Origin of the sequence: Lacicoccus alkaliphilus DSM 16010, assembly GCF_900142805.1 — a bacterium.
GTDB classification, from domain to species: domain Bacteria; phylum Bacillota; class Bacilli; order Staphylococcales; family Salinicoccaceae; genus Lacicoccus; species Lacicoccus alkaliphilus.
The window spans coordinates 720,852-742,305 of record NZ_FRCF01000002.1 but is presented as its reverse complement, the minus strand read 5'-3'; the positions used below and the strand labels follow the sequence as shown (position 1 = coordinate 742,305).

At 47.6% G+C, this 21,454-nt stretch carries 24 protein-coding genes; 18 read left to right on the top strand and 6 right to left on the bottom strand.

Annotated elements, in window-relative coordinates; all coding sequences use genetic code 11:
- The first annotated feature begins 100 nt into the window (after window positions 1–100).
- Window positions 101–3,541, top strand: a complete 3,441-nt coding sequence (locus tag BUA12_RS03930) for a pyruvate carboxylase (RefSeq protein ID WP_072708501.1) — start codon at window positions 101–103, stop codon at window positions 3,539–3,541.
- A gap of 112 nt (window positions 3,542–3,653) precedes the next feature.
- Here the strand turns inward: BUA12_RS03930 and BUA12_RS03925 are convergent, their stop codons facing one another.
- A complete protein-coding gene (locus BUA12_RS03925; protein WP_072708499.1) occupies window positions 3,654–4,550 on the bottom strand; it encodes a COX15/CtaA family protein in 897 nt (298 codons plus the stop codon).
- Window positions 4,551–4,879: 329 nt separating this feature from the next.
- On the opposite strand from BUA12_RS03925, the gene cyoE reads away from it, so the two are divergent.
- The 7 genes from cyoE to BUA12_RS03890 all read left to right on the top strand — a co-directional run bounded on the left by cyoE (window position 4,880) and on the right by BUA12_RS03890 (window position 11,466).
- A complete protein-coding gene (gene cyoE, locus BUA12_RS03920; RefSeq protein WP_072708498.1) occupies window positions 4,880–5,800 on the top strand; it encodes a heme o synthase in 921 nt (306 codons plus the stop codon).
- Window positions 5,801–5,828: 28 nt separating this feature from the next.
- A complete protein-coding gene (coxB, locus tag BUA12_RS03915) occupies window positions 5,829–7,004 on the top strand; it encodes a cytochrome c oxidase subunit II (RefSeq protein WP_072708497.1) in 1,176 nt (391 codons plus the stop codon).
- A gap of 3 nt (window positions 7,005–7,007) precedes the next feature.
- Window positions 7,008–8,927, top strand: coding sequence for a cytochrome c oxidase subunit I (locus BUA12_RS03910; RefSeq protein ID WP_072708493.1), 1,920 nt, complete (start codon window positions 7,008–7,010; stop codon window positions 8,925–8,927).
- A complete protein-coding gene (locus BUA12_RS03905) occupies window positions 8,927–9,553 on the top strand; it encodes a cytochrome c oxidase subunit 3 (protein ID WP_143146073.1) in 627 nt (208 codons plus the stop codon). Before BUA12_RS03910 ends, BUA12_RS03905 begins: the two co-directional genes overlap by 1 nt.
- 1 nt (window position 9,554) lies before the next feature.
- A complete protein-coding gene (locus BUA12_RS03900; RefSeq protein ID WP_072708489.1) occupies window positions 9,555–9,902 on the top strand; it encodes a cytochrome C oxidase subunit IV family protein in 348 nt (115 codons plus the stop codon).
- Between the two features lie 133 nt (window positions 9,903–10,035).
- A complete protein-coding gene (gene ctaG, locus BUA12_RS03895; RefSeq protein ID WP_072708487.1) occupies window positions 10,036–10,989 on the top strand; it encodes a cytochrome c oxidase assembly factor CtaG in 954 nt (317 codons plus the stop codon).
- A 21-nt stretch (window positions 10,990–11,010) separates the two neighbouring features.
- The gene (locus tag BUA12_RS03890) at window positions 11,011–11,466 is read left to right on the top strand and encodes a DUF420 domain-containing protein (RefSeq protein ID WP_072708485.1); all 456 of its coding nucleotides are present in this window, start codon (window positions 11,011–11,013) and stop codon (window positions 11,464–11,466) included.
- 132 nt (window positions 11,467–11,598) lie between these two features.
- Here the strand turns inward: BUA12_RS03890 and BUA12_RS03885 are convergent, their stop codons facing one another.
- On the bottom strand, window positions 11,599–11,955 hold the full coding sequence (locus tag BUA12_RS03885; RefSeq protein WP_072708483.1) for a YugN family protein: 357 nt from the start codon (window positions 11,953–11,955) through the stop codon (window positions 11,599–11,601).
- A gap of 125 nt (window positions 11,956–12,080) precedes the next feature.
- Between BUA12_RS03885 and BUA12_RS03880 the strand changes: the two genes are divergently transcribed.
- Entirely contained in the window at window positions 12,081–12,518 is a 438-nt protein-coding gene (locus BUA12_RS03880; protein ID WP_072708481.1) for a YlbF/YmcA family competence regulator, read from the top strand.
- A gap of 125 nt (window positions 12,519–12,643) precedes the next feature.
- On the opposite strand, the gene BUA12_RS03875 is transcribed toward BUA12_RS03880, so the two are convergent.
- Window positions 12,644–13,564, bottom strand: coding sequence for a glycerophosphodiester phosphodiesterase family protein (locus BUA12_RS03875; RefSeq protein WP_072708479.1), 921 nt, complete (start codon window positions 13,562–13,564; stop codon window positions 12,644–12,646).
- 105 nt (window positions 13,565–13,669) lie between these two features.
- Here BUA12_RS03875 and BUA12_RS03870 point away from each other — a divergent pair, with 105 nt between their 5' ends.
- Window positions 13,670–13,933 carry a DUF2129 domain-containing protein gene (locus BUA12_RS03870; protein ID WP_084669878.1) on the top strand — a complete coding sequence of 88 codons (264 nt, stop codon included), beginning with the start codon at window positions 13,670–13,672 and terminating at the stop codon, window positions 13,931–13,933.
- Here BUA12_RS03870 and BUA12_RS03865 read toward each other — a convergent pair.
- Window positions 13,930–14,301: a DUF7147 family protein gene (locus BUA12_RS03865; RefSeq protein ID WP_072708477.1), complete on the bottom strand. Its 372-nt coding sequence runs from the start codon at window positions 14,299–14,301 to the stop codon at window positions 13,930–13,932. The genes BUA12_RS03870 and BUA12_RS03865 overlap by 4 nt on opposite strands.
- A gap of 62 nt (window positions 14,302–14,363) precedes the next feature.
- Here BUA12_RS03865 and rsmD point away from each other — a divergent pair, with 62 nt between their 5' ends.
- Complete coding sequence (gene rsmD, locus BUA12_RS03860; RefSeq protein ID WP_072708475.1) at window positions 14,364–14,903, top strand: 16S rRNA (guanine(966)-N(2))-methyltransferase RsmD; 540 nt, start codon at window positions 14,364–14,366, stop codon at window positions 14,901–14,903.
- A 5-nt stretch (window positions 14,904–14,908) separates the two neighbouring features.
- Window positions 14,909–15,394: a pantetheine-phosphate adenylyltransferase gene (coaD, locus tag BUA12_RS03855; RefSeq protein ID WP_072708473.1), complete on the top strand. Its 486-nt coding sequence runs from the start codon at window positions 14,909–14,911 to the stop codon at window positions 15,392–15,394.
- On the opposite strand, the gene BUA12_RS03850 is transcribed toward coaD, so the two are convergent.
- The gene (locus BUA12_RS03850) at window positions 15,381–16,526 is read right to left on the bottom strand and encodes a nucleotidyltransferase (protein WP_072708471.1); all 1,146 of its coding nucleotides are present in this window, start codon (window positions 16,524–16,526) and stop codon (window positions 15,381–15,383) included. The genes coaD and BUA12_RS03850 overlap by 14 nt on opposite strands.
- 113 nt (window positions 16,527–16,639) lie before the next feature.
- On the opposite strand from BUA12_RS03850, the gene BUA12_RS03845 reads away from it, so the two are divergent.
- The gene (locus tag BUA12_RS03845) at window positions 16,640–17,158 is read left to right on the top strand and encodes a YceD family protein (protein ID WP_072708469.1); all 519 of its coding nucleotides are present in this window, start codon (window positions 16,640–16,642) and stop codon (window positions 17,156–17,158) included.
- A 2-nt stretch (window positions 17,159–17,160) separates the two neighbouring features.
- Window positions 17,161–17,334: a 50S ribosomal protein L32 gene (gene rpmF / locus BUA12_RS03840; protein ID WP_072708466.1), complete on the top strand. Its 174-nt coding sequence runs from the start codon at window positions 17,161–17,163 to the stop codon at window positions 17,332–17,334.
- 28 nt (window positions 17,335–17,362) lie between these two features.
- On the opposite strand, the gene BUA12_RS03835 is transcribed toward rpmF, so the two are convergent.
- Window positions 17,363–17,830 (bottom strand): N-acetyltransferase, encoded by a 468-nt coding sequence (locus BUA12_RS03835; protein ID WP_084669877.1) that lies wholly within the window; start codon window positions 17,828–17,830, stop codon window positions 17,363–17,365.
- Between the two features lie 112 nt (window positions 17,831–17,942).
- Between BUA12_RS03835 and bshC the strand changes: the two genes are divergently transcribed.
- The 4 genes from bshC (at window position 17,943) to ftsL (ending at window position 21,436) form a co-directional block, all read left to right on the top strand.
- A complete protein-coding gene (gene bshC / locus BUA12_RS03830) occupies window positions 17,943–19,529 on the top strand; it encodes a bacillithiol biosynthesis cysteine-adding enzyme BshC (RefSeq protein WP_072708462.1) in 1,587 nt (528 codons plus the stop codon).
- A 139-nt stretch (window positions 19,530–19,668) separates the two neighbouring features.
- Entirely contained in the window at window positions 19,669–20,100 is a 432-nt protein-coding gene (gene mraZ / locus BUA12_RS03825; protein WP_072708460.1) for a division/cell wall cluster transcriptional repressor MraZ, read from the top strand.
- 11 nt (window positions 20,101–20,111) lie between these two features.
- Window positions 20,112–21,041: a 16S rRNA (cytosine(1402)-N(4))-methyltransferase RsmH gene (gene rsmH / locus BUA12_RS03820; RefSeq protein WP_072708459.1), complete on the top strand. Its 930-nt coding sequence runs from the start codon at window positions 20,112–20,114 to the stop codon at window positions 21,039–21,041.
- Between the two features lie 11 nt (window positions 21,042–21,052).
- Window positions 21,053–21,436, top strand: a complete 384-nt coding sequence (gene ftsL, locus BUA12_RS03815; protein WP_072708457.1) for a cell division protein FtsL — start codon at window positions 21,053–21,055, stop codon at window positions 21,434–21,436.
- Window positions 21,437–21,454 lie beyond the last annotated feature (18 nt).

The following is a 21,454-nucleotide window of genomic DNA, read 5'->3' as shown; positions in this document are numbered from 1 at the left end:
GTAATCTAAAAATTACCGGTTTTTCGTACAAAAAGTAGTGTGAATTTTTTAATATCTATTATATAATAAATTCATTATGCTTTGTGGGAGGAATGCGTTTATGAGGAAGATACATAAGTTACTCGTTGCAAACAGGGGTGAAATTGCAATCCGGATTTTCAGGGCTGCGACCGAACTCGATATCACCACTGTTGCAATCTACAGCAACGAGGATAAAGGTGCCCTGCACCGTTATAAAGCGGACGAAGCTTATCTGGTGGATCCGAATTTATCCCCGACGGAAAGCTATCTTAATATAGAAGCAATCATCAAAGTGGCCAAGGATGCCGGTGTGGACGCGATCCACCCGGGCTACGGCTTCCTGAGTGAGAATAAAGAGTTCGCGACCCGTTGTGCGGAGGAGGGCATCATCTTCATCGGACCTGAAGTCCGCCACCTCGAAATGTTCGGGGATAAGGTCCGTGCACGTGAAACGGCGATCCAGACGGGTCTGCCGATCATCCCGGGCAGCGATGGTGCCATCAGCGATTTCAGCGAGGTGGAAGCCTTCATCGAAAAGCACGGTTATCCGATCATCATCAAAGCCATTTCAGGCGGCGGCGGTAAAGGCATGCGCGTCGTCACCGAAGACGACAACCTGAGGGATGCATATGACCGTGCGAAAAGTGAAGCATCGAAATCATTCGGCAACGCCGAAGTGTATCTTGAAAAATACATCAATGAACCGAAGCACATCGAAGTCCAGATCATCGGGGACACGCACGGCAACATCGTGCATTTATACGAAAGGGACTGTTCCGTGCAGCGGCGCCATCAAAAGCTCGTCGAAGTGGCGCCGTCCGTCGGGCTGACGGATGAACTGCGTGAAGATATCTGCAACGCGGCGAAAAGCATGTCCGAGCAAATCGGCTACGTCAATGCGGGCACTGTGGAATTCCTGGTCGCCGACGGCGAGTATTATTTCATTGAAGTCAACCCGCGTGTCCAGGTTGAGCATACAATCACGGAAATGGTCACTGGTGTGGATATCGTCAAGACACAGGTCCTCGTTGCAGACGGTGCCAAGCTGTTCGGCGAAGAGGTCGGCATGCCACAGCAGGAAAACATCCCGCTGATGGGCTTTGCAGTCCAGTGCCGAATCACGACTGAAGATCCCCTCAATGATTTCATGCCGGATACCGGGGAAATCATGGCTTACCGTTCAAGCGGCGGATTCGGGGTCAGACTCGATGCCGGTGACGGTTTCCAGGGTGCAGAAATTTCACCTTATTACGATTCACTGCTCGTCAAGCTGTCGACCCACGGCCTGACTTATAAGGATGCCAATGAAAAGATGGCACGAAGCCTGAAGGAAATGAGGATCAGGGGCATCAAGACGAATCTGCAGTTCCTGTTGAATGTAGTGGAAGATGAAGATTTCCTTAAAGGTGACTACTCCACGAAATTCATCGATACGACACCGTCACTCTTCGTTTTTGAAAAGCCGAAGGACAGGGGTACAAAGACGCTCCAGTACATTTCGACGATCACGGTCAACGGCTTCCCGGGAGTGGACAAACGTGAGAAACCGCATTTCGATCCCCCGAGGATTCCGCAGCACACGCCTGAAATCGTCAACGGCACAAAACAGATCCTCGATGAACGCGGAGCGGAGGGGTTGAGCAAATGGCTGAAGGAACAGGATGAGACGCTCATCACGGATACGACGATGCGTGATGCGCACCAGTCACTGCTGACGACACGCATCCGTACTTATGATATGAAGAAGATAGCACCGTACACCGCAGAAGGCCTGAGCAACGCATTCAGCCTTGAAATGTGGGGCGGGGCGACATTCGATGTCGCCTATAACTTCCTGAAAGAAGATCCATGGACACGCCTTGAGACGCTCAGGAAAGACATTCCAAACGTGCTGTTTCAGATGCTGCTCCGTGCTTCGAACGCGGTCGGCTATAAGAACTACCCGGACAACCTTGTCGAGAAGTTCATCAAGGAAAGTGCTGCAAGGGGCATAGATGTATTCAGGATCTTCGACTCCCTGAACTGGCTTGAAGCGATGAAGCCGGCAATCGAGTCCGTGCTCAAGACCGGCAAGGTTGCAGAAGGTGCCATCTGTTACACGGGTGACATCCTGGATCCGGAGCGTTCAAGTGTCTATACTCTGGATTATTATAAAGATATGGCCAAAGCACTTGAAGCTGAAGGTGTGCATATACTGGCGATCAAGGATATGGCCGGCCTCCTGAAACCTCAGGCTGCCTACGAACTGATCGGAGAACTGAAAGCAACGGTCGATCTGCCGATCCATCTCCACATGCATGATACGAGCGGCAACGGCATCATGACTTATGCGAAAGCGATTGAAGCGGGTGTTGATGTAGTGGATACGGCTCTCGGAGCGCTCTCTGGGCTGACGTCTCAGCCGAGCGCAAACAGTCTGTCCTATGCACTCGATGGTGCGGAAGGGAAGATCCGTGCAGACATAGAGAGTCTGGAAACGCTCAGCCAGTATTGGGAAGATGTGCGTAAATATTATGTCGATTTTGAAAGTGACATCAAGAGCCCGCACACTGAGATCTATGAGCATGAAATGCCGGGCGGCCAGTATTCAAACCTGTTGTCCCAGGCAAGATCAATGGGACTCGGGGAAAGGTACGGCGAAGTGAAGAAGATGTATCAAAAAGTCAACATCCTCTTTGGGGATATCGTCAAAGTGACGCCTTCCTCCAAGGTCGTCGGCGACATGGCCCTGTTCATGGTGCAGAACGATCTGGATGAAAATACTCTGTTCGAAAGAGGCAACCATCTGGACTTCCCTGATTCGGTCGTAAGCTTCTTCAAAGGTGAAATCGGCATTCCGGTCACAGGCTTCAATGAAGAACTTCAAAGCCTCGTCCTCAAAGGCGCAGAACCGCTCAAGGACCGTGCAGGCAGGATTCTGGAGCCGATCGATTTTGAAGCGCTTAGAGAAGAGGTTGTTGAATTCCAGGAAAGTGAAGTCACGGATAAAGATGTATTGAGCTACGCCCTCTATCCGAAAGTCTACAGGGACTTCGTCACGACGAATGAGACATTCGGCAACGTCGACAGACTGGATACACCGACGTTCCTCTTCGGCATGAGGAAGAATGAAGAGTTGGAAATCGTCATCGATAAAGGAAAGACCCTGATCGTCAATCTGCTGTCGATCGGTCACGTCCATGAAGACGGCTACCGCTGGTTGTACTTCGAATTGAACGGCTTCCCGCGTAAAGTCAAGATCAAGGATGAAAGTGTCGAGTCCAAAGTCGCCAGACTTCAGAAAGCCGACCCTAAAGACCTGGGTCATATCGGCGCGCAGATGCCGGGAACAGTCAGTTCACTGCCATTCAAGGCCGGAGATGCATTCGATAAGGGTGACATCATCATCATCACGGAAGCGATGAAGATGGAAAACTCCGTGAAAGCACCATTTGCCGGTAAAGTGACGGATGTTTACGTCGAAGAAGGCGACAAGGTCGAATCGAATGATCTGATGATGAAAGTGGAGAAAACGGAATAATATTTAAAAGAGCATCAGCCGGCGGCTGATGCTCTTTCATTTAGGGTGCATCTTTAAAATAAAACATCCAGCGCGGCAGGGGCCGTGCTGGATGATGATATCAGAATCCACATCATTTGGTTCGGGAGAGCAGCATTATGAAGTAGCATAACAGTCCGAAGAGCAGCGTGATGAACAGTGCATGCAGCAAAGCGATGAAGATGTTCACCATGGTGAATACACTGAGCAGTCCGGTGATCATCTGAAGCATGATGAGAGTGAATGCAATGATCCAGCCGTACTCTATCACACGATACTCACTGTAATGGCGTATCGCATGAATCATGATGAGCAGGACCCAGATGATGGCAACGCCGGCGAGTGCACGGTGGCCCATCTGGACGGCTTCATAGAAATTCGTCGGCATGATGTGGCCCGGCTTGCAGTGGGGCCAGCTCAGACAGGCAAGCGATGAATCCGTATGTCTGACCAGGGCACCTGAATAGACTACCAAGTATATGTAAATGGTTACGAATATCGTATTGTATCTTAAAAATGATCCGACTTTCAGTCTGGTCGCATCAAATTTCAAATCCACTTCAAAAATCAGCAGGGTCAGCAGGAATACGGCGGCAAAACAAATCAGCGATATGCCGAAGTGTGCGGCAAGTACGAAATCGCCTTCCCATATTCCGACGACTGCGGCAGCGCCTATCAATGACTGGATGATGATGAAGCCGAAAGAAACGATGACCAGGAATTTCGTTTCGCGCTTTTCAGGTATCTGCCTCCACGCCATGATACATAGAATGGCAAGAAGGATGATGGCGATGCCCGAGACGCCCCTGTGTGCAATTTCAATGATGGTTTCCATCGGCCAGTCGCTTGGAATGACCTGTCCGTGGCATAAAGGCCAGGAGTCCCCGCATCCCTCGGCAGATCCCGTCTTGGTGACGAGTGCCCCGCCGATCTGGACGAAGACCATGGCAAGAGTGGTTATGAGTGCCACAATTTTCAAATTTTTATACAATCGTTACACCCCAATTAAGTCGTTATAGATTAACTTCATGTTTTCATAATATAAATGAAGGAAGTTACATTTGCAATGTCATTTATTTAGAATTGCTCTTAACAATTCTTGAATCTGTGGTAAAATCAATATGTGAAACACTCTAAACAATTATAAATCAGTTCATCATTTGGTACACAGGTTGTTCATGAAGAATTTATGAACGATTTGTTAAACCTTCTACAAACATAATAAAATGTAACCATTTTATTACGGGTTTGTATAGTATTTGTGTCTCAAGTAATTTATTATTAGAGGTAAATGTTTCTGTTATGAAAGGAGGCGTGAAGATGCAAGGTGATGCTTACAGTGAAAATGTACAGCAGAATCCAAATGATATAACATTTAATGCAGTGAAGACGTTGCTGAAGGATGGGATCATCAAGTCCAACCTCATTCCAGCATTTGCTGCCGGATTTGTCGCTGTGATGTACTACAGCTTGTCATTTTTTCAGAATTTGCCACTTTTACTTTTGATGACGCTCGCAACAGCGCTGGTCATTGGTGGTGTTTGTGCGCTGAATAATTTTTATGACAGAGACATCGACAGAATCATGGAGTCGAAACAGGACCGTCCCAGCGTAGACGGTACATTTACCGGGACACAGATATTGGTGATCGGTTTTAGTTGTCTGGCGGCCGGTCTGCTGATTTTATTCTCGGTCAACGTGACGGCGGGAACACTTGGCTTGGTCGCGGCATTCGGGTATGCAGTTGTATATTCGATGTTTGCGAAGAGGCATTTCGTCTCCAACACCATCATCGGTGCGATACCCGGTGCGATGCCCCCTTTGATCGGATGGGCAGTGATCGATCCCGGTCTGCATACGTTAGCCTGGGCGATGTTCATCGTGATGTTCATCTGGCAGATGCCGCACTTCTACGGTTTGGCGATCAGACGTAGCGAGGAGTACGCACTCGCTGGCATTCCTATGCTGCCATCAGTTAAAGGTAACGAAAGAACCAAGCGCTCAATCGTGTTCTGGGTAACACTTCTTTTGTTCACACCTGTTTTATTGGTGGAACTCGGTTTATGGTTTGCACTGCTGGCGACAGCTTTAAATGTGGCCTGGCTGTACATATCTCTCAATCGGTTCAAACCTGTCGAAGACTATAACCGCTATGCCGGTCGGATATTTGTCTTCTCATTGAATTACATCATTATATTTTTCGTGATGATCGTGATTGCCGGCTTACTCGTGAATATATAAAGTTATTGGATGAAAGAGGGGTTAAAACATGAAGAATCATTGGATGAAGGCAAGATGGATTGGTTTGATCACCGTCCTGATGGTCTTCTTATCTGGATGTGGAAAGAATCACCTGAGTACACTCAGGCCTGCCGGGGAAGTCGGGCAGGAACAGTTCAACTTGATGATCCTTTCAATTATCATCATGCTGTTCGTAGTGGCAGTCGTCACTATACTATTTACACTTGCGGTTGTAAGGAACCGCCGGAGCAAGCGAGGCGAGGATTTCCAGCCGAAAGATGTCGCTTCGAACCATACGCTTGAAGTGATCTGGACAGCTGTACCTATCGTACTGCTCATCATACTTGCAGTGCCGACCGTCTATCTTGTTTTCAAGCAGGCGGATACGAGCGCAAGTGTGACGGAGGATGGGGAAGTCAATCCGGAAGAGACTGTGATCAACGTACGTGCCTACCAGTACTGGTGGGAATTCGAATATCCCGCTGAGGGTGTAGTCACTTCACAGGATCTTGTGGTACCGACGGATACGAGGGTTTACTTCAACTTGCTGGGTGCGGATGTCAAGCACTCATTCTGGATTCCGGCGGCCGGTGGAAAGATGGATACGAACATCGACGGCATCAACAGTTTCTATCTCATCTTTGATGAGGATGCCGCCGAGGAGACAGACCGCCTGTTCTACGGAAAATGTGCAGAGCTGTGCGGACCATCCCACGCATTGATGGATTTCAAAGTGACTGCACTGGCTGAGGAAGATTATGATCAGTGGCTGGCCGATATGCAGGCGATAGAAGAGCCTGTACAGGCATCATCTGAAGATGCTCAGGCTGGGCAGGAGATTTTCGCTGACTCATGCATGGGCTGTCATGCAACCACTTCGACCGGCGCAGGCGCAATGGGGCCAAACCTCACGAACTTTGCAGATCGCGAGCTGATTGCCGGTTACCTGGAGCACAATGAAGAGAACCTACAGGAGTGGATCAGAGATCCTGAGACACTTAAACCAGGTAACAAGATGACAGGCACCTATGATCTTACAGACGAAGAAATTGAACTGGTATCCGCTTATCTTATGGAACTTTCAGTTGAAGAAGGATCCGGAGACCTAGAAGCCCTTGAGGAATCAAGGCATGGCGGCGGAGACGGTGAATCCGAAGATGAGGAATCACCGGAAGATGATGAAGATGAAGAGGAGGGGAACTAACACATGGCACAAACATCTGCACAGAAAAAAGGTGTTGGTTCTGTAATTTGGGAGTATTTAACGACAGTTGACCATAAAAAGATTGCTATCCTATACTTGATAGCCGGTGGTTTCTTCTTCGTACTCGGTGGTATAGAAGCGATGTTGATCCGTATACAGCTTGCGGTTCCGAACAATGATTTCTTATCAGCAGGGTTGTTCAACGAAGTGATCACGATGCATGGTACAACGATGATATTCCTTGCAGCCATGCCGTTGCTATTTGCATTCATGAACGCGACCGTCCCGCTGCAAATCGGGGCACGTGACGTAGCTTTCCCTTTCCTTAACTCGCTGGGGGTCTGGCTGTTCATCTTCGGTGGTATCTTCCTGAACCTTTCATGGTTCATGGGAGGCGCACCGGATGCAGGCTGGACGAGCTATGCATCACTGTCCATCGCATCACCTGGACACGGTATCGACTTCTACGCACTTGGTCTACAGATTTCAGGTGCAGGTACATTGATTTCAGGTATCAACTTTGTAACGACGATCATCACGATGAGGGCGCCTGGTATGACTTACATGAGGATGCCGCTCATGACGTGGACGACTCTTGTAGCGTCCGTCCTGATCGTATTCGCATTCCCGCCGCTCACCATCGGTATCTTCCTGTTGATGTTTGACCGTATGTTCGGCTCAAACTTCTTCCTGGTCGAAGCAGGCGGTAACACGATCATCTGGGAGCATTTATTCTGGATATTCGGACACCCTGAAGTGTACATACTGATACTTCCGGCGTTCGGTATATTCTCCGAGATCTTTGCGACATTTGCCCGTAAGAGATTGTTCGGTTACTCGGCAATGGTCTTTGCTACGGTTCTCATCGGGTTTTACGGCTTCATGGTCTGGGCGCACCACATGTTTACAGTAGGCCTCGGACCGGTTGCAAACGCGATTTTCGCAGTAGCGACCATGGCAATCGCAGTACCGACAGGTATTAAGATATTCAACTGGATCGCCACCATATGGGGCGGGAGTATAGAATTCACGACACCGATGCTGTATGCACTCGCATTCATTCCATCGTTCACGATGGGCGGGGTGACAGGTATCATGCAGGCGGCTGCGCCAGCTGACTACCAGTATCACGATTCATACTTCATCGTTGCCCATTTCCACTACGTCATCGTCGGTGGTGTGGTGTTCGCATTACTTGCAGGCCTGCATTACTATTGGCCGCTGATGTTCGCTACGATGCTGAATGAAAAACTGGGTAAGATCACCTTCTGGCTGTTCTTCTTCGGTTTCCACCTTACATTCCTGATTCAGCACTTCCTAGGATTGTGGGGCATGCCGAGAAGGGTGTTCACTTATCTTGATGGTCAGGGTTACAACGCCGCCAACATGATATCGACAGCGGGGGCGTTCCTGATGGCCGTGGCAGTCATTGTACTCGTGGTCAACATCATCATGACGATCGCTAAAAATGAAAGGGTCGGAATGGACCCGTGGGGCGACGGACGTACCCTGGAATGGTCACTGCCGCTGCCGGTCCCATACTACAACTTTGCACAGATTCCACTGATCCGCGGTCTGGATCCATATTGGGTTGAGAAGAAAGAGGGTAACGGCAAGATGCTGCCGTCGGAATCACTCACTGACTTCCATATGCCGAATAACTCCATCCTGCCGGTAGTGATGTCACTTGGGCTGTTCATCGCAGCGTTTGGTGCGATGTTCTTCCCGGATGGAAAAGACTGGGCAATCGATGCAGTATCAGGGCTCGACCCGAAACCTTGGGCACTGCCTGTATTGATCATAGGTCTGGGTACGACATTCGTAGCGATGGGTATCCGCTCCTGGAAAGATGACCTGGGTTATTACGTGAAAAAAGAGGAAGTCGAAAAAGATCTTGAAGAACTGGAAAGGGGTGGGAAATAATGGCTGAGATGGAATATAATGTCCCTACTGAAAGATGGCCTGCCCATCCCGAGACGGCGACGCAGGAAGGTAAGAATAAATTCGTAGGCTTCTGGACATTCCTAGCAGGTGAGACTGCATTATTCGCATCACTTTTTGCGACATATCTGGCATTGAAGGACTCAGTGCCGAGCGATGACCATATGCTTGCTTCCGAGTTGTTCCACCTGCCGCTTGCATTCGTCATGACGATGTTGCTTTTAACATCGTCACTGACAAGTGTGTACGCGATATATCATATGAGGAACAATAACTTCCAAAAGATGCAGTTGTGGCTTGGCATCACAGTGCTGCTCGGTGCCGGCTTCCTTGCGCTCGAGATCTATGAGTTCATCGAGTATTACGGCTATGGCCATACTTTCAGAAGCAGTGCCTTCGGAAGCGCATTTTACTTCCTGATCGGTACTCACGGTTTCCACGTCATTGTCGGACTGATCTGGGCTGTCCTGCTCATCCTGCGTAACGCAAAACGCGGCCTGTCCGTCTACACTGCAGCGAAAGTGAACACTTTTGCACTTTACTGGCACTTTATCGACGTAGTATGGGTATTCATCTTTACTATCGTTTACTTGTTAGGGGTGTTATAAAATGGCAGAACTTAATCAGGAACATATGACAAAGGCACAGAAGGAATACTTGAGAAAAGAACGCACTAGAGAGATGCGCCAGCAGCTGGTCTCATTCGGACTGATGATTTTCCTTACATTCATCGCTTTCGGCCTGGCTGCGTTGGAAGTGATTCCGGCACAATTCACGATTCCGATCGTCATCGGTTTTGCATTCATCCAGGTCATACTGCAGTTCTACTATTTCATGCACATGAAGGACAGAGGCCATCAATTCGCCAAACTGTTCATGCTGACAGGTTTTTATTTCGCATTAGCTTTCATTGTGGCATTCATTTACATCGTATGGATTGGTGCACCAGTCAACTAAGCGTTTAAAAGACCAACACTCCATGTGTTGGTCTTTTGTCATTATTTTGACATGTATCGAAGCGAACGTTTGTTGTTAAACATCCGGGAAGTATCTATAATATAGTTAGTCATAATAATTAAGGGTGATGTTGATGGATAATATTTCTTCCATATCTATATTTGGGTTCATAGCGAATTGGAGCCCGTTCTTCTTTATTTTCGTATTGATGGTGACCTTAGTCTACTTTTTGGTGACCAAGAGATGGTACAGGGAATTCGAAGGCGGCCGTCCGATCACTAATAAGGAATCGGCAATCTTTATAATCAATATGGTGCTTGTCTATATCATCTATGGATCACCTGTGGATCTGCTCAGTCATATCCTGTTCAGTTTCCACATGCTGCAGATGGCATTTGGATATCTGCTCATCGCCCCGTTATTCTATGCGGCGATTCCGGACTACCTTCAGAAATACATAGTCAGCCTGCCGGTGGTGAAGCAGATTTTTGCGATAGCAAAGAAACCTCTTGTTGCCTTGATTTTGTTCAACGGGGCATTTTCGGTGTATCATCTGCCGATTGTCATGGATAACCTGAAGATGAGTGCCACAGCGCATTACGCGGTGATCATCATCCTGTTCGTTCTTGCCCTGGTGATGTTCTACCCGATTTTCAATAAGGTCGAACCAAGAGAGAATCATATGAACGGCCTGTTCAAAATGCTTTATATCTTCGGTATCGGTATGCTGCTCACACCGGCCTGCGCATTGATCATCTTCGCCTCCGAACCGATGTTCAGGACGTACACGAACGGTGACGCATGGCTGTCCGCCATGGAACTCTGTGTACCTGCGGGGACACTCGAGAGCCTGAAGGGGCAGGGCATGATTTCCGGTCCTGAATACTTCACCGGCATGGATCCGATACATGACCAGCAGACGGGCGGCATCATCATGAAGATCATGCAGGAAATCTTCTTCAGTTTCATGCTGGGCTTCATCTTCTTCCGCTGGTATAAACACGAAAGAAAAGACGAGGATGAGATGACGCGCCATTCGCTTGAAGAAGCAAGATTGAAAAGAGAACTGCACAGTCAGTTCAGATAAGTAAGGAGAAGACACGACTATATGGAATTCATACTGCCTACAATAAACACAGCTTTCATCATCCTCAGTGCAATCTTCATGGCCATCGGGTTGAAGCATATCCGAAACAAGCAGTTCGAACTGCATGAAAAGTGGATGAAACTCGCAGCTCTCGCGGCGTTAATATTCTTTATAGGCTATGTTTCAAAAACTGTGTTCATCGGAAGCACCCAGTTCGGCGGACCGGAAAACCTGGTGCCTTTCTATGTGACGTTCCTGATCAGTCATATCATACTATCAACGACCGGCGGTGCACTCGGTGCATTTCAGCTCTATGCCGGCGTCAAAAGGAAGCTGCCTATTCACCGCAGGGTCGGGCCGGTTGCGGCCGTCGTCTGGTTCCTGACGGCGATTACAGGAGTCATGGTATACGCACTGCTTTACGTCATCTATCCGGGCGGCTCCACAGCAGGCCTGTTTGATGCGATTTTCCATTAAGATGCAATATGAACGAAAAATGATTACGATCACGCCCGGGCTCTGATATGAGCCCGGGCGTTTTCGCTGGAACGACATAAAAAGCCTCAAATCTTCAAAAAGATTTGAGGCTTTTATATTAGGATGAACGGTTTAGAGCAGTTCCTGTAAATCCTTGGTGACAGTGCGCAGATTGTTGACTGCATGTTCAACGATTCTTTCCGGGAAGTTTTCATCGGCCCCGTATTCAAGGCCTGTCGGGAAATAATGTTTCCCCATATACGGATCCATCAGCTGGAGTTTGGCATTCCTTGCACCGACATCCCCTTCAATCGCATACCCCGGCAGGCGGAGATAAAATATGCCTTCAGGTATCTCATACTTATAATCAAAGGTCATACGCTCATAATCCCATGAGCCGCCAAGTACCCAGCCGTTTTTGTTCATAATATTTTGTAAGACATCTTGAGGCACGATCATTTTCTCAAGACCAGAGTTTTCGAAAATCATGAAATTTCCTCCCTAGCATTAATAACATTAATTCAATTTTAATCTATAAACTTGATAGTTGCAAATAGAATTTCAGTGTCGCAAAGAATAATGAAGTCTGATACTATGAATTGAGAGGTGATTTTATGAATACACTGCAGGAACTGACAATGTTCGATCAGCTCGACCATCTGAATGACATGATTACCCAGACTGAAGAGTTCAAGCGATTTTGTAAATATAGTCATCTTATGGATAATGATCCGGAAGTTCTGGAAATCATTTCGAACTTCAAAAAACTGAAAGAGGACTTCGAAGAAGTACAGCGCTTTGGCAAATACCATCCCGATTTCACTGTAAAAAGAAGGGAAGTCAATCAGTACAAAAAGAAATTGGATTTACACCCGGTAGTCATGGAATACAGGCGGGCGGAGTACCAGCTCCAGGAACTGCTCGATGAAGTGCTCTTCCATATCAGCGAAGACATCAGTGATAATGTCAATATTGTCAGTGACAATCCGTTCTTCACCAGAGACTCATCCGGCGGCTGTTCAACCGGCGGCGGATGCTCATGTGCCAGCTGATTTCATTATATACACTCCCGGCCTCCTAAAACGGAGGGCCGGGATTTTTTGAAGCCGGGGCAGTCCTCGATAGCATGCGTTGTACGGTACAAAATAAAAACCCCTTCAAGAGAAGGGGTTTTATATTAATATCTCTGGTTCAACAGGTGGTGACTGATGTCGGGGAAGTCGGTCACAATCGTATGTGCGCCTTTTTGGATCAGTTCATCCATTTTGTCCATATCGTTGACCACCCAGTAGCCGACCGCTACATTCAGGTTCTGCAGGAAAGCGATGAACCTTTCACTGTCGAGAGGGTAGCCTTTCATATCCACGGGGATCTGGAAGGTGTCCGCGTCCGGCTGATACAAGTGGCTGAACCCGGATTTGAAGCTTAAATAAGCTTTCTTCACCTGATCTTTACCGGCACCGAGTGCAATTTCATCCCCGGAGTAAAGCCTGAATCTGTTGATCTGCGCATCGTGGAAGCTTGTCACAAGTACACGGTCTTCCACACCGAGCTCTTTGATCAGGCGGTACAGCACCGTCGGCATGAGACTCCCCTCGTAGGTTTCGGGCCTGTCCTTGATTTCGATGTTGATCAGTTTATCCGGATAGTTCTCAATCAGCTCCCTCAAAGTGAGCACATTGGCGTCCGGATGGCCCCGGAATGGTGTATTGCCTTCGACATCCCTGAAATGGTGGCCGAAATCCAGCTGCTTCAATTCAGCGAGTGTCAGGTTGCTGACACGTCCGGCGCCGTCTGAAGTACGATCCACATATGCATCATGCAATACGACGATCTCTTCATCCCTGGTCAGGCGGATATCGATTTCAAATCCATCAACGTTGAATTCATTTGCTTTGTCGAAAGCAAGTTTCGTATGTTCGGGGGCGAGCCCCATGGCGCCGCGATGGGCGAAGATGTATGGGGAGCGTCTTTTGAAATAAGGCTTGATGTGCTGTACTTTCGTTTCGGTTGTAAGTTTCGTCCCCAGCCATAACCCGCCGATGATTCCGCCGGTTATTCCTGCCGCCGTCATTAAACCCTTGATACATTTTCTCATTTTAAATATCCTCCAATGACTCAATCTTAAATGATACTGTTAAAAAATTGTTTCCAAGATGGTATGATATCTTTATACGAACACAAACAGATGGGTGGTATGAACATGTTAAAGAAACGCCTCGGCATTTACATTTATTTTAAACAAAATAAATTCATCCGACAATTAAAACGCTACGGCCATCTGATATATGTAAATAAAGACAAGAAGTACTTATTATTATATATTGACGAATCCGATGTCTCTCAAACAATAAAAGAACTGGAGAGACTCAAGTATGTCTCTGATATCATTGTCTCACAATACCCGAACATTAAAAGGGAATACGATCGGGAAAACCATGAAGCCAGGGATTACAGGGTCATTTAAGACAACGGCGGGATCAGGTTGTTCAGTCTGAGCACACCGAGCATATACTGGAAGTATTGTGTCCGGTCATGGAAATCACCGGGGTCCCTCGTCGTCATCTCGACTTTGCTGATGTTGTATTTTTCCAGGTTTTCATTGATGATTTTGTATTTTTGCCTGCTTTTGCTCGTCATGGGTATGCCCTGGTAAATGGTGTAGAGCGCCTGGAAATTCCCGCGCACCGGGGCCATGACAAGGATGAAAGTGGAAGGTTTGCCTTCCACATGCAGATAGATGCCTGATTTGATGCGCTGATGATTATTTTGGATGAGTGCCTCGAGTTCGAAGACATCTCCGTAGCCCTCACCGAGCTGGATGAACTTTTGCATTGACTATCAACTCCTGGTACTTATAGTATCGTATATCGTCTGAAAATGAAAAGAGGTTTTTTATGAGAGTGATCAGCGGCAGTTACAAAGGTAAGAAGATAAATTCACTGTCCCATAACGACACACGTCCGACGACGGACAAGGTCAGGGAGAATATATTCAACATACTCGGTCCGGTCGATGGTGATGTACTGGATTTGTTTGCAGGGACCGGGGCGCTCGGCATCGAGGCACTTTCGCGTGGTGCCGCTTCATGCATATTCATAGACGGGGCGAAAGATGCAGTCAAGATCATAAAGGAGAACACACAGGACGTGGAAGAAGAGACTGAAGTCTACCGCAATGACTACAGACGTGCGTTAAAAGCGCTTGCCAAAAGAGGCAGGACCTTCGATCTGATTTTCCTGGATCCGCCTTACGATAAAAACATCATCCCCCGTGTGCTCCCGGAAATCAGCAGAACAGGGCTGCTGAAGGCCGGCGGCAGGATCGTCGTGGAAACACGCAAAGATGAAGGCTTCGACCATCCGGATTTTGACAATGTCCGGGAGGTCGTCTATGGTACAGTTAAAGTAAATATTTTGATCAATAATGAGGAGTAATTTCCATGAAAAGAATAGCGGTCTGCCCGGGCAGTTTCGATCCGATCACTTACGGGCATTTGGATATAATTGAAAGAGCGAGCAAAGTGTTTGATGAGATCTATATATCAGTATTGAGGAATTCTTCCAAAGAAGGGTTGTTTACGCCCGACGAAAGGGTGGACATGATCGAGGAAGTGACAAAGCACCTCGGGAATGTGAAGGTCAGGCAGTTCAACGGGCTGTTGATTGAATTCTGCCATCAGGTGGGGGCAGGGGCCATCGTAAGGGGGCTGCGTGCGGTCAGCGACTTCGAATATGAAATGCAGCTGACGAGCATGAACAGGAAGCTCGACAGTGACATCGAAACGATCTATATGATGACGAACAACAATTATTCATTCATATCATCCTCCATTGTGAAGGAAGTGGCAAAGTACGGCGGCAAGATTGAAGATGTGGTGCCGCCGCATGTTGCCAACCTGCTTGAAGAGAAATTCAACGCACGATGATGACTGGGGTGTTGAAATCGTGGCGGTTTGAACCGCTGGCTATATTGTAAACGTCGGTCGCCATGATTTCATCTGAAAGATGACGGGCATTCTTCTTGTTGACATTGGTGATGATTTCAACATCTTCATCCTTCAATGTGCTTAAATATTCACGGCCCTTTGAATTCATGCCGAGGATGCGGACGGCATTGATGTCCTTCATACTATAGTCTTCCATATCGCGCCATCCGATGTTGAGGAGGATGCAGACCATCAGACGGTTCAGGCGTGTCCATGTGTAACGTTTGGTCTTAATGCGGTGCATATACTCATCATAATCATCCGCACCGCGCATCATCGTTTTCAGCCGGTGCTCGAGGCCTTCGGTCATCATATAGATTTCCCGGAGCTCAGCGGGCGTGCGATGGGTGATGAGCAATTTCAAGGCATTGAAGAAGTGTTCGTTGCTCACGGGCCCTGCCTGCAGTATGTCCTCAACCAAATCGGGCGGCATGAATCGTTTGGCATTTTCAGCCCCACCTTTCATGATGCTGCAGCGGAGGCTGGTGGCGCTCGAAAATGCACCTTCCGACAGTGTCCGGTCATTGTACTGATTACTCTGCCTTTTTATTGTCATGGGAATGATGGGACTTCCGAGCGTCTCGAGTGCTTTCAGGTAACTGAGGCCGAGTATGTTGTTCGAGCCGCCGGCATCCGGGTTTCCGATCATTGCCTCCAGTGCCCGCGGGTGGCTGTAGCCCTGCTTGATGAGCCGGGACAGCCGGCCCTTGTCAAAGTGGTCTTTCGTCTCGGCATGCAGCCGCTTCAAAGCATTGATGTCACCTGATTCGCTGCCGAAGACGAGATGCGTGCTCTGCAGAAGATCTGCAATATGCACGCCGCCAAGTGCGAAATCGTCTGCGTAACTGATGGTTGATTTCAGGGGCATTTCGGCAACAAGGTCGACATGACGGAGTGCATGGCGCGTACGGATGAATTTATCGGTGACCGCAGCCTCTCCACGCTGGGTGAAGTTGCCGCTCATGATTGCAATGACGACATCCGGCCGCGCGGCTTTACGGCTTTCCTCTATATGATAAATATGCCCGTTATGAAATGGATTATATTCTGTGATCAAGGATGTGACACGCACATCAAATCCCCCCTTTGGTCTTTATTGTAGCAAACAATCTGTTAAGAAAATAACTTGACATACATCCCCATAAAATGTACAATATTTTTTGTGCTCAATAAGAGGTGAAGAGTATGAAATGGACACTGTCTCAATTAAGAAAATTTAATGATGAAGCGGTTGAATTTGATGGTGAACTCAATATTCATGACTTAACGGATCGCAGGGATGTCGTCTCTGTGGAATCGGCCTATGTCAAAGGTGAAGTGCTTGTACAGAGGGATCAATTTCATGTACAGCTCAGTATTGATTCAATCATCAACATGCTCGATAGTCGAACATCTGAAGAAATTCAAGTCCCGGTCAGCGTCGAGTCAATGGAAATATTCGATGAGACGGTCGACGATGAGGATGATCTGGCAGAAAATGTCCATCCCGTCATTCACACGCTGGATTTGGAACCTGTAATCAGGGAGCTCATCATAGTCAACCTTCCAAACGCTTATACGAAAAGCGAAGAGCTGACCGCAAGCGGGAAAGACTGGACGGTCATCGATGAAGATGATCATCTGCACGAAAGTGCGGAGAAAGTCGATCCCAGGCTTGGGAAATTAAAAGCACTACTGGATAGTGACGAAAAAAAGGAGGATTAATCATGGCAGTACCTAAAAGAAGAACGTCTAAAAGCCGTAAAAATAAACGCCGTACGCACATCAAACTTTCAGTGCCGGGAATGGTTGAATGTTCAAACTGCGGTGAAATGAAACTTTCACACCGTGTATGTAAAGAATGCGGAAGTTACAAAGGTGAAGAAGTAGTAAGCAAGTAAAAAAAGATGAGCTGATTGCTCATCTTTTTTATTGTTTTAAAGAGTAACCTTCCGGATACCAGATGTAAGCGTCATCTGCAAGATCGCGCTCAATATCATACTTCAATGTTTCAAAGCCGTGTTTTTCGAAGAAAGTCCGGGCATTTTGCCGGCTGATCGCCTTGATTGGCATGCCCTGTTTTTTTACATAATCGATCATCGCCGTGCCAAGTCCACGGCCGCGGTACTTCTCCAATACCTCAAGTTTCCAGATGACCAGATAATCATGGGGCGGTTCGAAAATCGGCTGGTCCGTATCTTCCTTTTTCAAAAGACACATGCGGGCCGCGAGGTTCTCCCCGACATAGATGCCGTAAAAGGGTGAATCGGTATCCGCATCGATCATATTGGCTTCCAGCTCTTCCTTCATCTGAAGTTCCTGGGCGCCGTATTCCCGGAATTTCTTGAATTCTTCAGCTGTTTTGTAATTGATCGGTAAACGCTTGATTTCAAACATTAGCATTCGCTCCTTTCACCTCATTATATTATATTTGCTGAACAGTTCAATTGTTTTATGAAATGAAAAAATCTATAATTTTAATTAATTACCGTCACAAAGGAGAAGAATCATGGAAATCGAATGTATGAATTTCTCTAAAGATGATTTCATCGATAAATTCAATCAACAGGAAGAGGATATACTGAAATACTACCAAAACCTTTCACTCAATCAAAAGAGTGTGGAGGAAGTGATTGGACGTCCGGCACACGGTCATACCGCCGCACTTGCAGACCTCATACGGAATGATATGGAGCGCTACGGCATCTCCGAACCCCAGGAGCGGAACTTGAAGCAGCTGGCCGGGGGCAGGCGTGTGGTCATCGGCGGCCAGCAGGCGGGATTGTTCATGAGCCCGGCCTACATCCTCCATAAAATCATGTCCGTGATCATCGTGGCCAAAGACGTGAAGGCAAAATATGATTATGATGCCGTACCCGTCTTCTGGATCGCAGGGGAAGACCATGACTATGAAGAAGTCAACCATACATTTGTCTATGACAGCATGCACAGGAAGCGCAGGAAGGTCACTTATAAGCCGAATCTGCGCATCAATATGAGCATCGGGTTCTATGAATATGACAAAAAAGTGATGAAGGAGACGTTGCATAAAATCATCGAGCTGTGCGGGGACAGGGAAGACCTTCTCATTTTAAAGGGCAAAGTCGAAACGATGATCGAACGGCACACCTACTGGACAGAGCTCTTCCATGCGCTCGTGCATGATGTCTTCAAAGACGAAGGCCTGCTGATATTCAACAGCCATCTCCCTGAGGTGAGGGCGCTTGAAAAGGGGATGTTCAGGCGCATGATAGAGTCGCACGGGGACATCCATGAGGCTTTCATGCGGGGGCAGAAGGATTTCACCGAAGCGCTCCGCATCCCGCCGGTCATACAGACGGATACGAACGTGCATCTCTTTACCGGCTCAACCACATCACGAACCCTTTTATCAAATGAAGATGGGCATTTCACCGCTGACGGGGTGCGGTATACAAAAGGAGAATTGCTTGAACTGCTTGAAACTTCCCCTGAAGTGTTCAGCAACAATGTCGTCACCCGTCCGCTGATGCAGGAAATGCTTTTCAATACGCTTGTTTTTTTGGGCGGGAACGCCGAAGTGAAATACTGGGGGGAGCTGCATGAAGTCTTCAAGGTGATGGATGTAGATATGCCGATCGTTTCAAAACGCATGGAGTTCGCCTATATGCCCTCCCGCCTTGAAAAGATGGCATCAAAATACCAGCTGCTTTTCGGTCCCGGCTTTCATCAGCAGGCAGACGACTATATAAATGCGGTCGTGCAGGATGATATCAACCCTGAGTTCGTCAATAAAGTCCACGAAATCACTGAAAGTGCAAAAAAGCATTATGATGACCTCCATGACCTGAATTCCCAGGAATTCATGACCGATATCGTGGAGGCGAACTTCAGGCACCATCTTAAACAGCTGGATTATCTGGAGCGCAGATACAGGACGGAAGTGAAGCGGCAGAAGCGGAAGGAACTGGGCGATGTCAAAGAACTACAGGAAAGGCTGCTGCCCGGGGGCGCGCTGCATGAGCGCATCTATCACCCGTGGCAGTATATGACCGGCATCAGTTGCTTCCCGCCACTTTCATACACAACTGATCTGGTGATCGTCAAAACACTGTAGAGACAGGCTTTAAAAGGGCGGTTCTCCCGTAAGGGAGAACCGCCCTTTTATTATGCATGAAATATAATGCTGAATTTTTATAAATTGTGGTGAAAAGTGGTGGAATGTGGTAGTTTATAAATAGAGGCAGGTGACGGCCATGTTCATGGGGGAATACAACAATAAACTGGATGCAAAAGGGCGGATGATTGTTCCGAGCAAGTTTCGCGGAGAGTTATCAGATCAGTTTATAATCACCCGCGGGCTGGATAAATGTCTCTTCGGCTATACAGAAGATGAATGGTCACGAATTGAAGAGAGCATGAAGCGCCTGTCACTTACGAAACGCGACGCCCGCAAGTTCATGAGACTGTTTTTCTCCGGTGCAACAGTCGTCGAAGTGGATAAGCAGGGGAGGATCAACATCCCCCGTAACTTACGCACTTATGCCGGACTGGAAAAAGATTGCACGATAATAGGTGTTTCGAACCGTATTGAAATTTGGGATACCGCTGAATGGACCGATTTTTATATAGATTCTGAAGAAAACTTTGAAGATATCGCTGAGGATTTAATCGACTTTGATTTATAGGATGTGACGATGTGTTCACACATGACACGGTATTATTAAAAGAAACGGTGGACGGTCTGGGTGTACGTGAGGACGGTGTATACGTGGATGCGACCCTGGGCGGCGGCGGTCATACCGAATATCTGCTCGGAAAAGTCACGACCGGGAAAGTGATCGCATTCGATCAGGATATTTATTCGATAAACCATGCGCGTGAGAAATTCAAGGCTGATCCAAGACTGATACTTGTACACAGTAATTTTGAAAATTTAAAGGCTGAACTTGAAGAATTGAACATCCATGGCATCGACGGCATCATGTACGATCTCGGGGTGTCCAGCCCACAGCTCGACATCACCGAAAGAGGTTTTTCCCATTCAAAAGAGGCAAGGCTTGATATGAGGATGGATCAATCCCAATCCCTGGATGCGTACGAGATCGTGAATACATATTCATATGAAGCACTTGTGAGCATATTCTTCAGATACGGCGAGGAGAAATTCTCGAAGAAGATAGCAAGGGAGATTGAAAGGAAAAGAAAAGAACAGGACATCAGGACGACAACCGAACTGACTGAGATCATCAAATCACAAATCCCCCACAAATTCAGGCGCACAGGAGGCCATCCGGCAAAAAGGGTGTTCCAGGCACTCCGCATAGCGGTAAATGATGAACTTGGAGTCTTTGAACGGTCGCTGGAAGCCGCAATCGGACTGTTGAACAAAAACGGGAGGGTGTCGGTCATCACTTTCCATTCATTGGAAGACCGCATATGCAAGCAGATGTTCGTGGAATACGAAAAAGGGCCGGATCTGCCCAGGAACCTGCCCGTCATTCCTGAAGAGTATCAGCCGATCCTTAAAAGGGTGAACCGTAAACCGATCCTTGCAAATGAAGAAGAACTGGAGACCAATCCCAGAGCCAGAAGTGCGAAACTACGGATTGCAGAGAAACAAAAATAGGATGTGATAGCATGGCAGTTGAAAGATACAGACAGGTGGCACCTGAGACTAAAAACTTTGAAGAGAGACAGAGGGACTCCGGCAGGGGAACGCGCACCAAACGTAAGATCGTCGGTTTAAGAAGGACTGAGACGATGATTTACCTGGTGTTGATGTTTGTCATTGCCCTTACCGCAGTTGTTGTATTATCGCTACGGATGGAAGCATACCAGCTGCAAAGTGAAATCACGAACATCGAAAATGAAATCGCCACGACAAATGGTGAAATCGACGAGCTGAATACGGAAGTGACACATTTGGCATCCTATGATAGAATTTACGAGAAAGCTGGTGAGCTCGGTCTGGAACTGGACAATGGCAATGTAAAGGTTGTTGAAAGACATGGCGAAAATTAAAGTAAAGTTTATGAATAG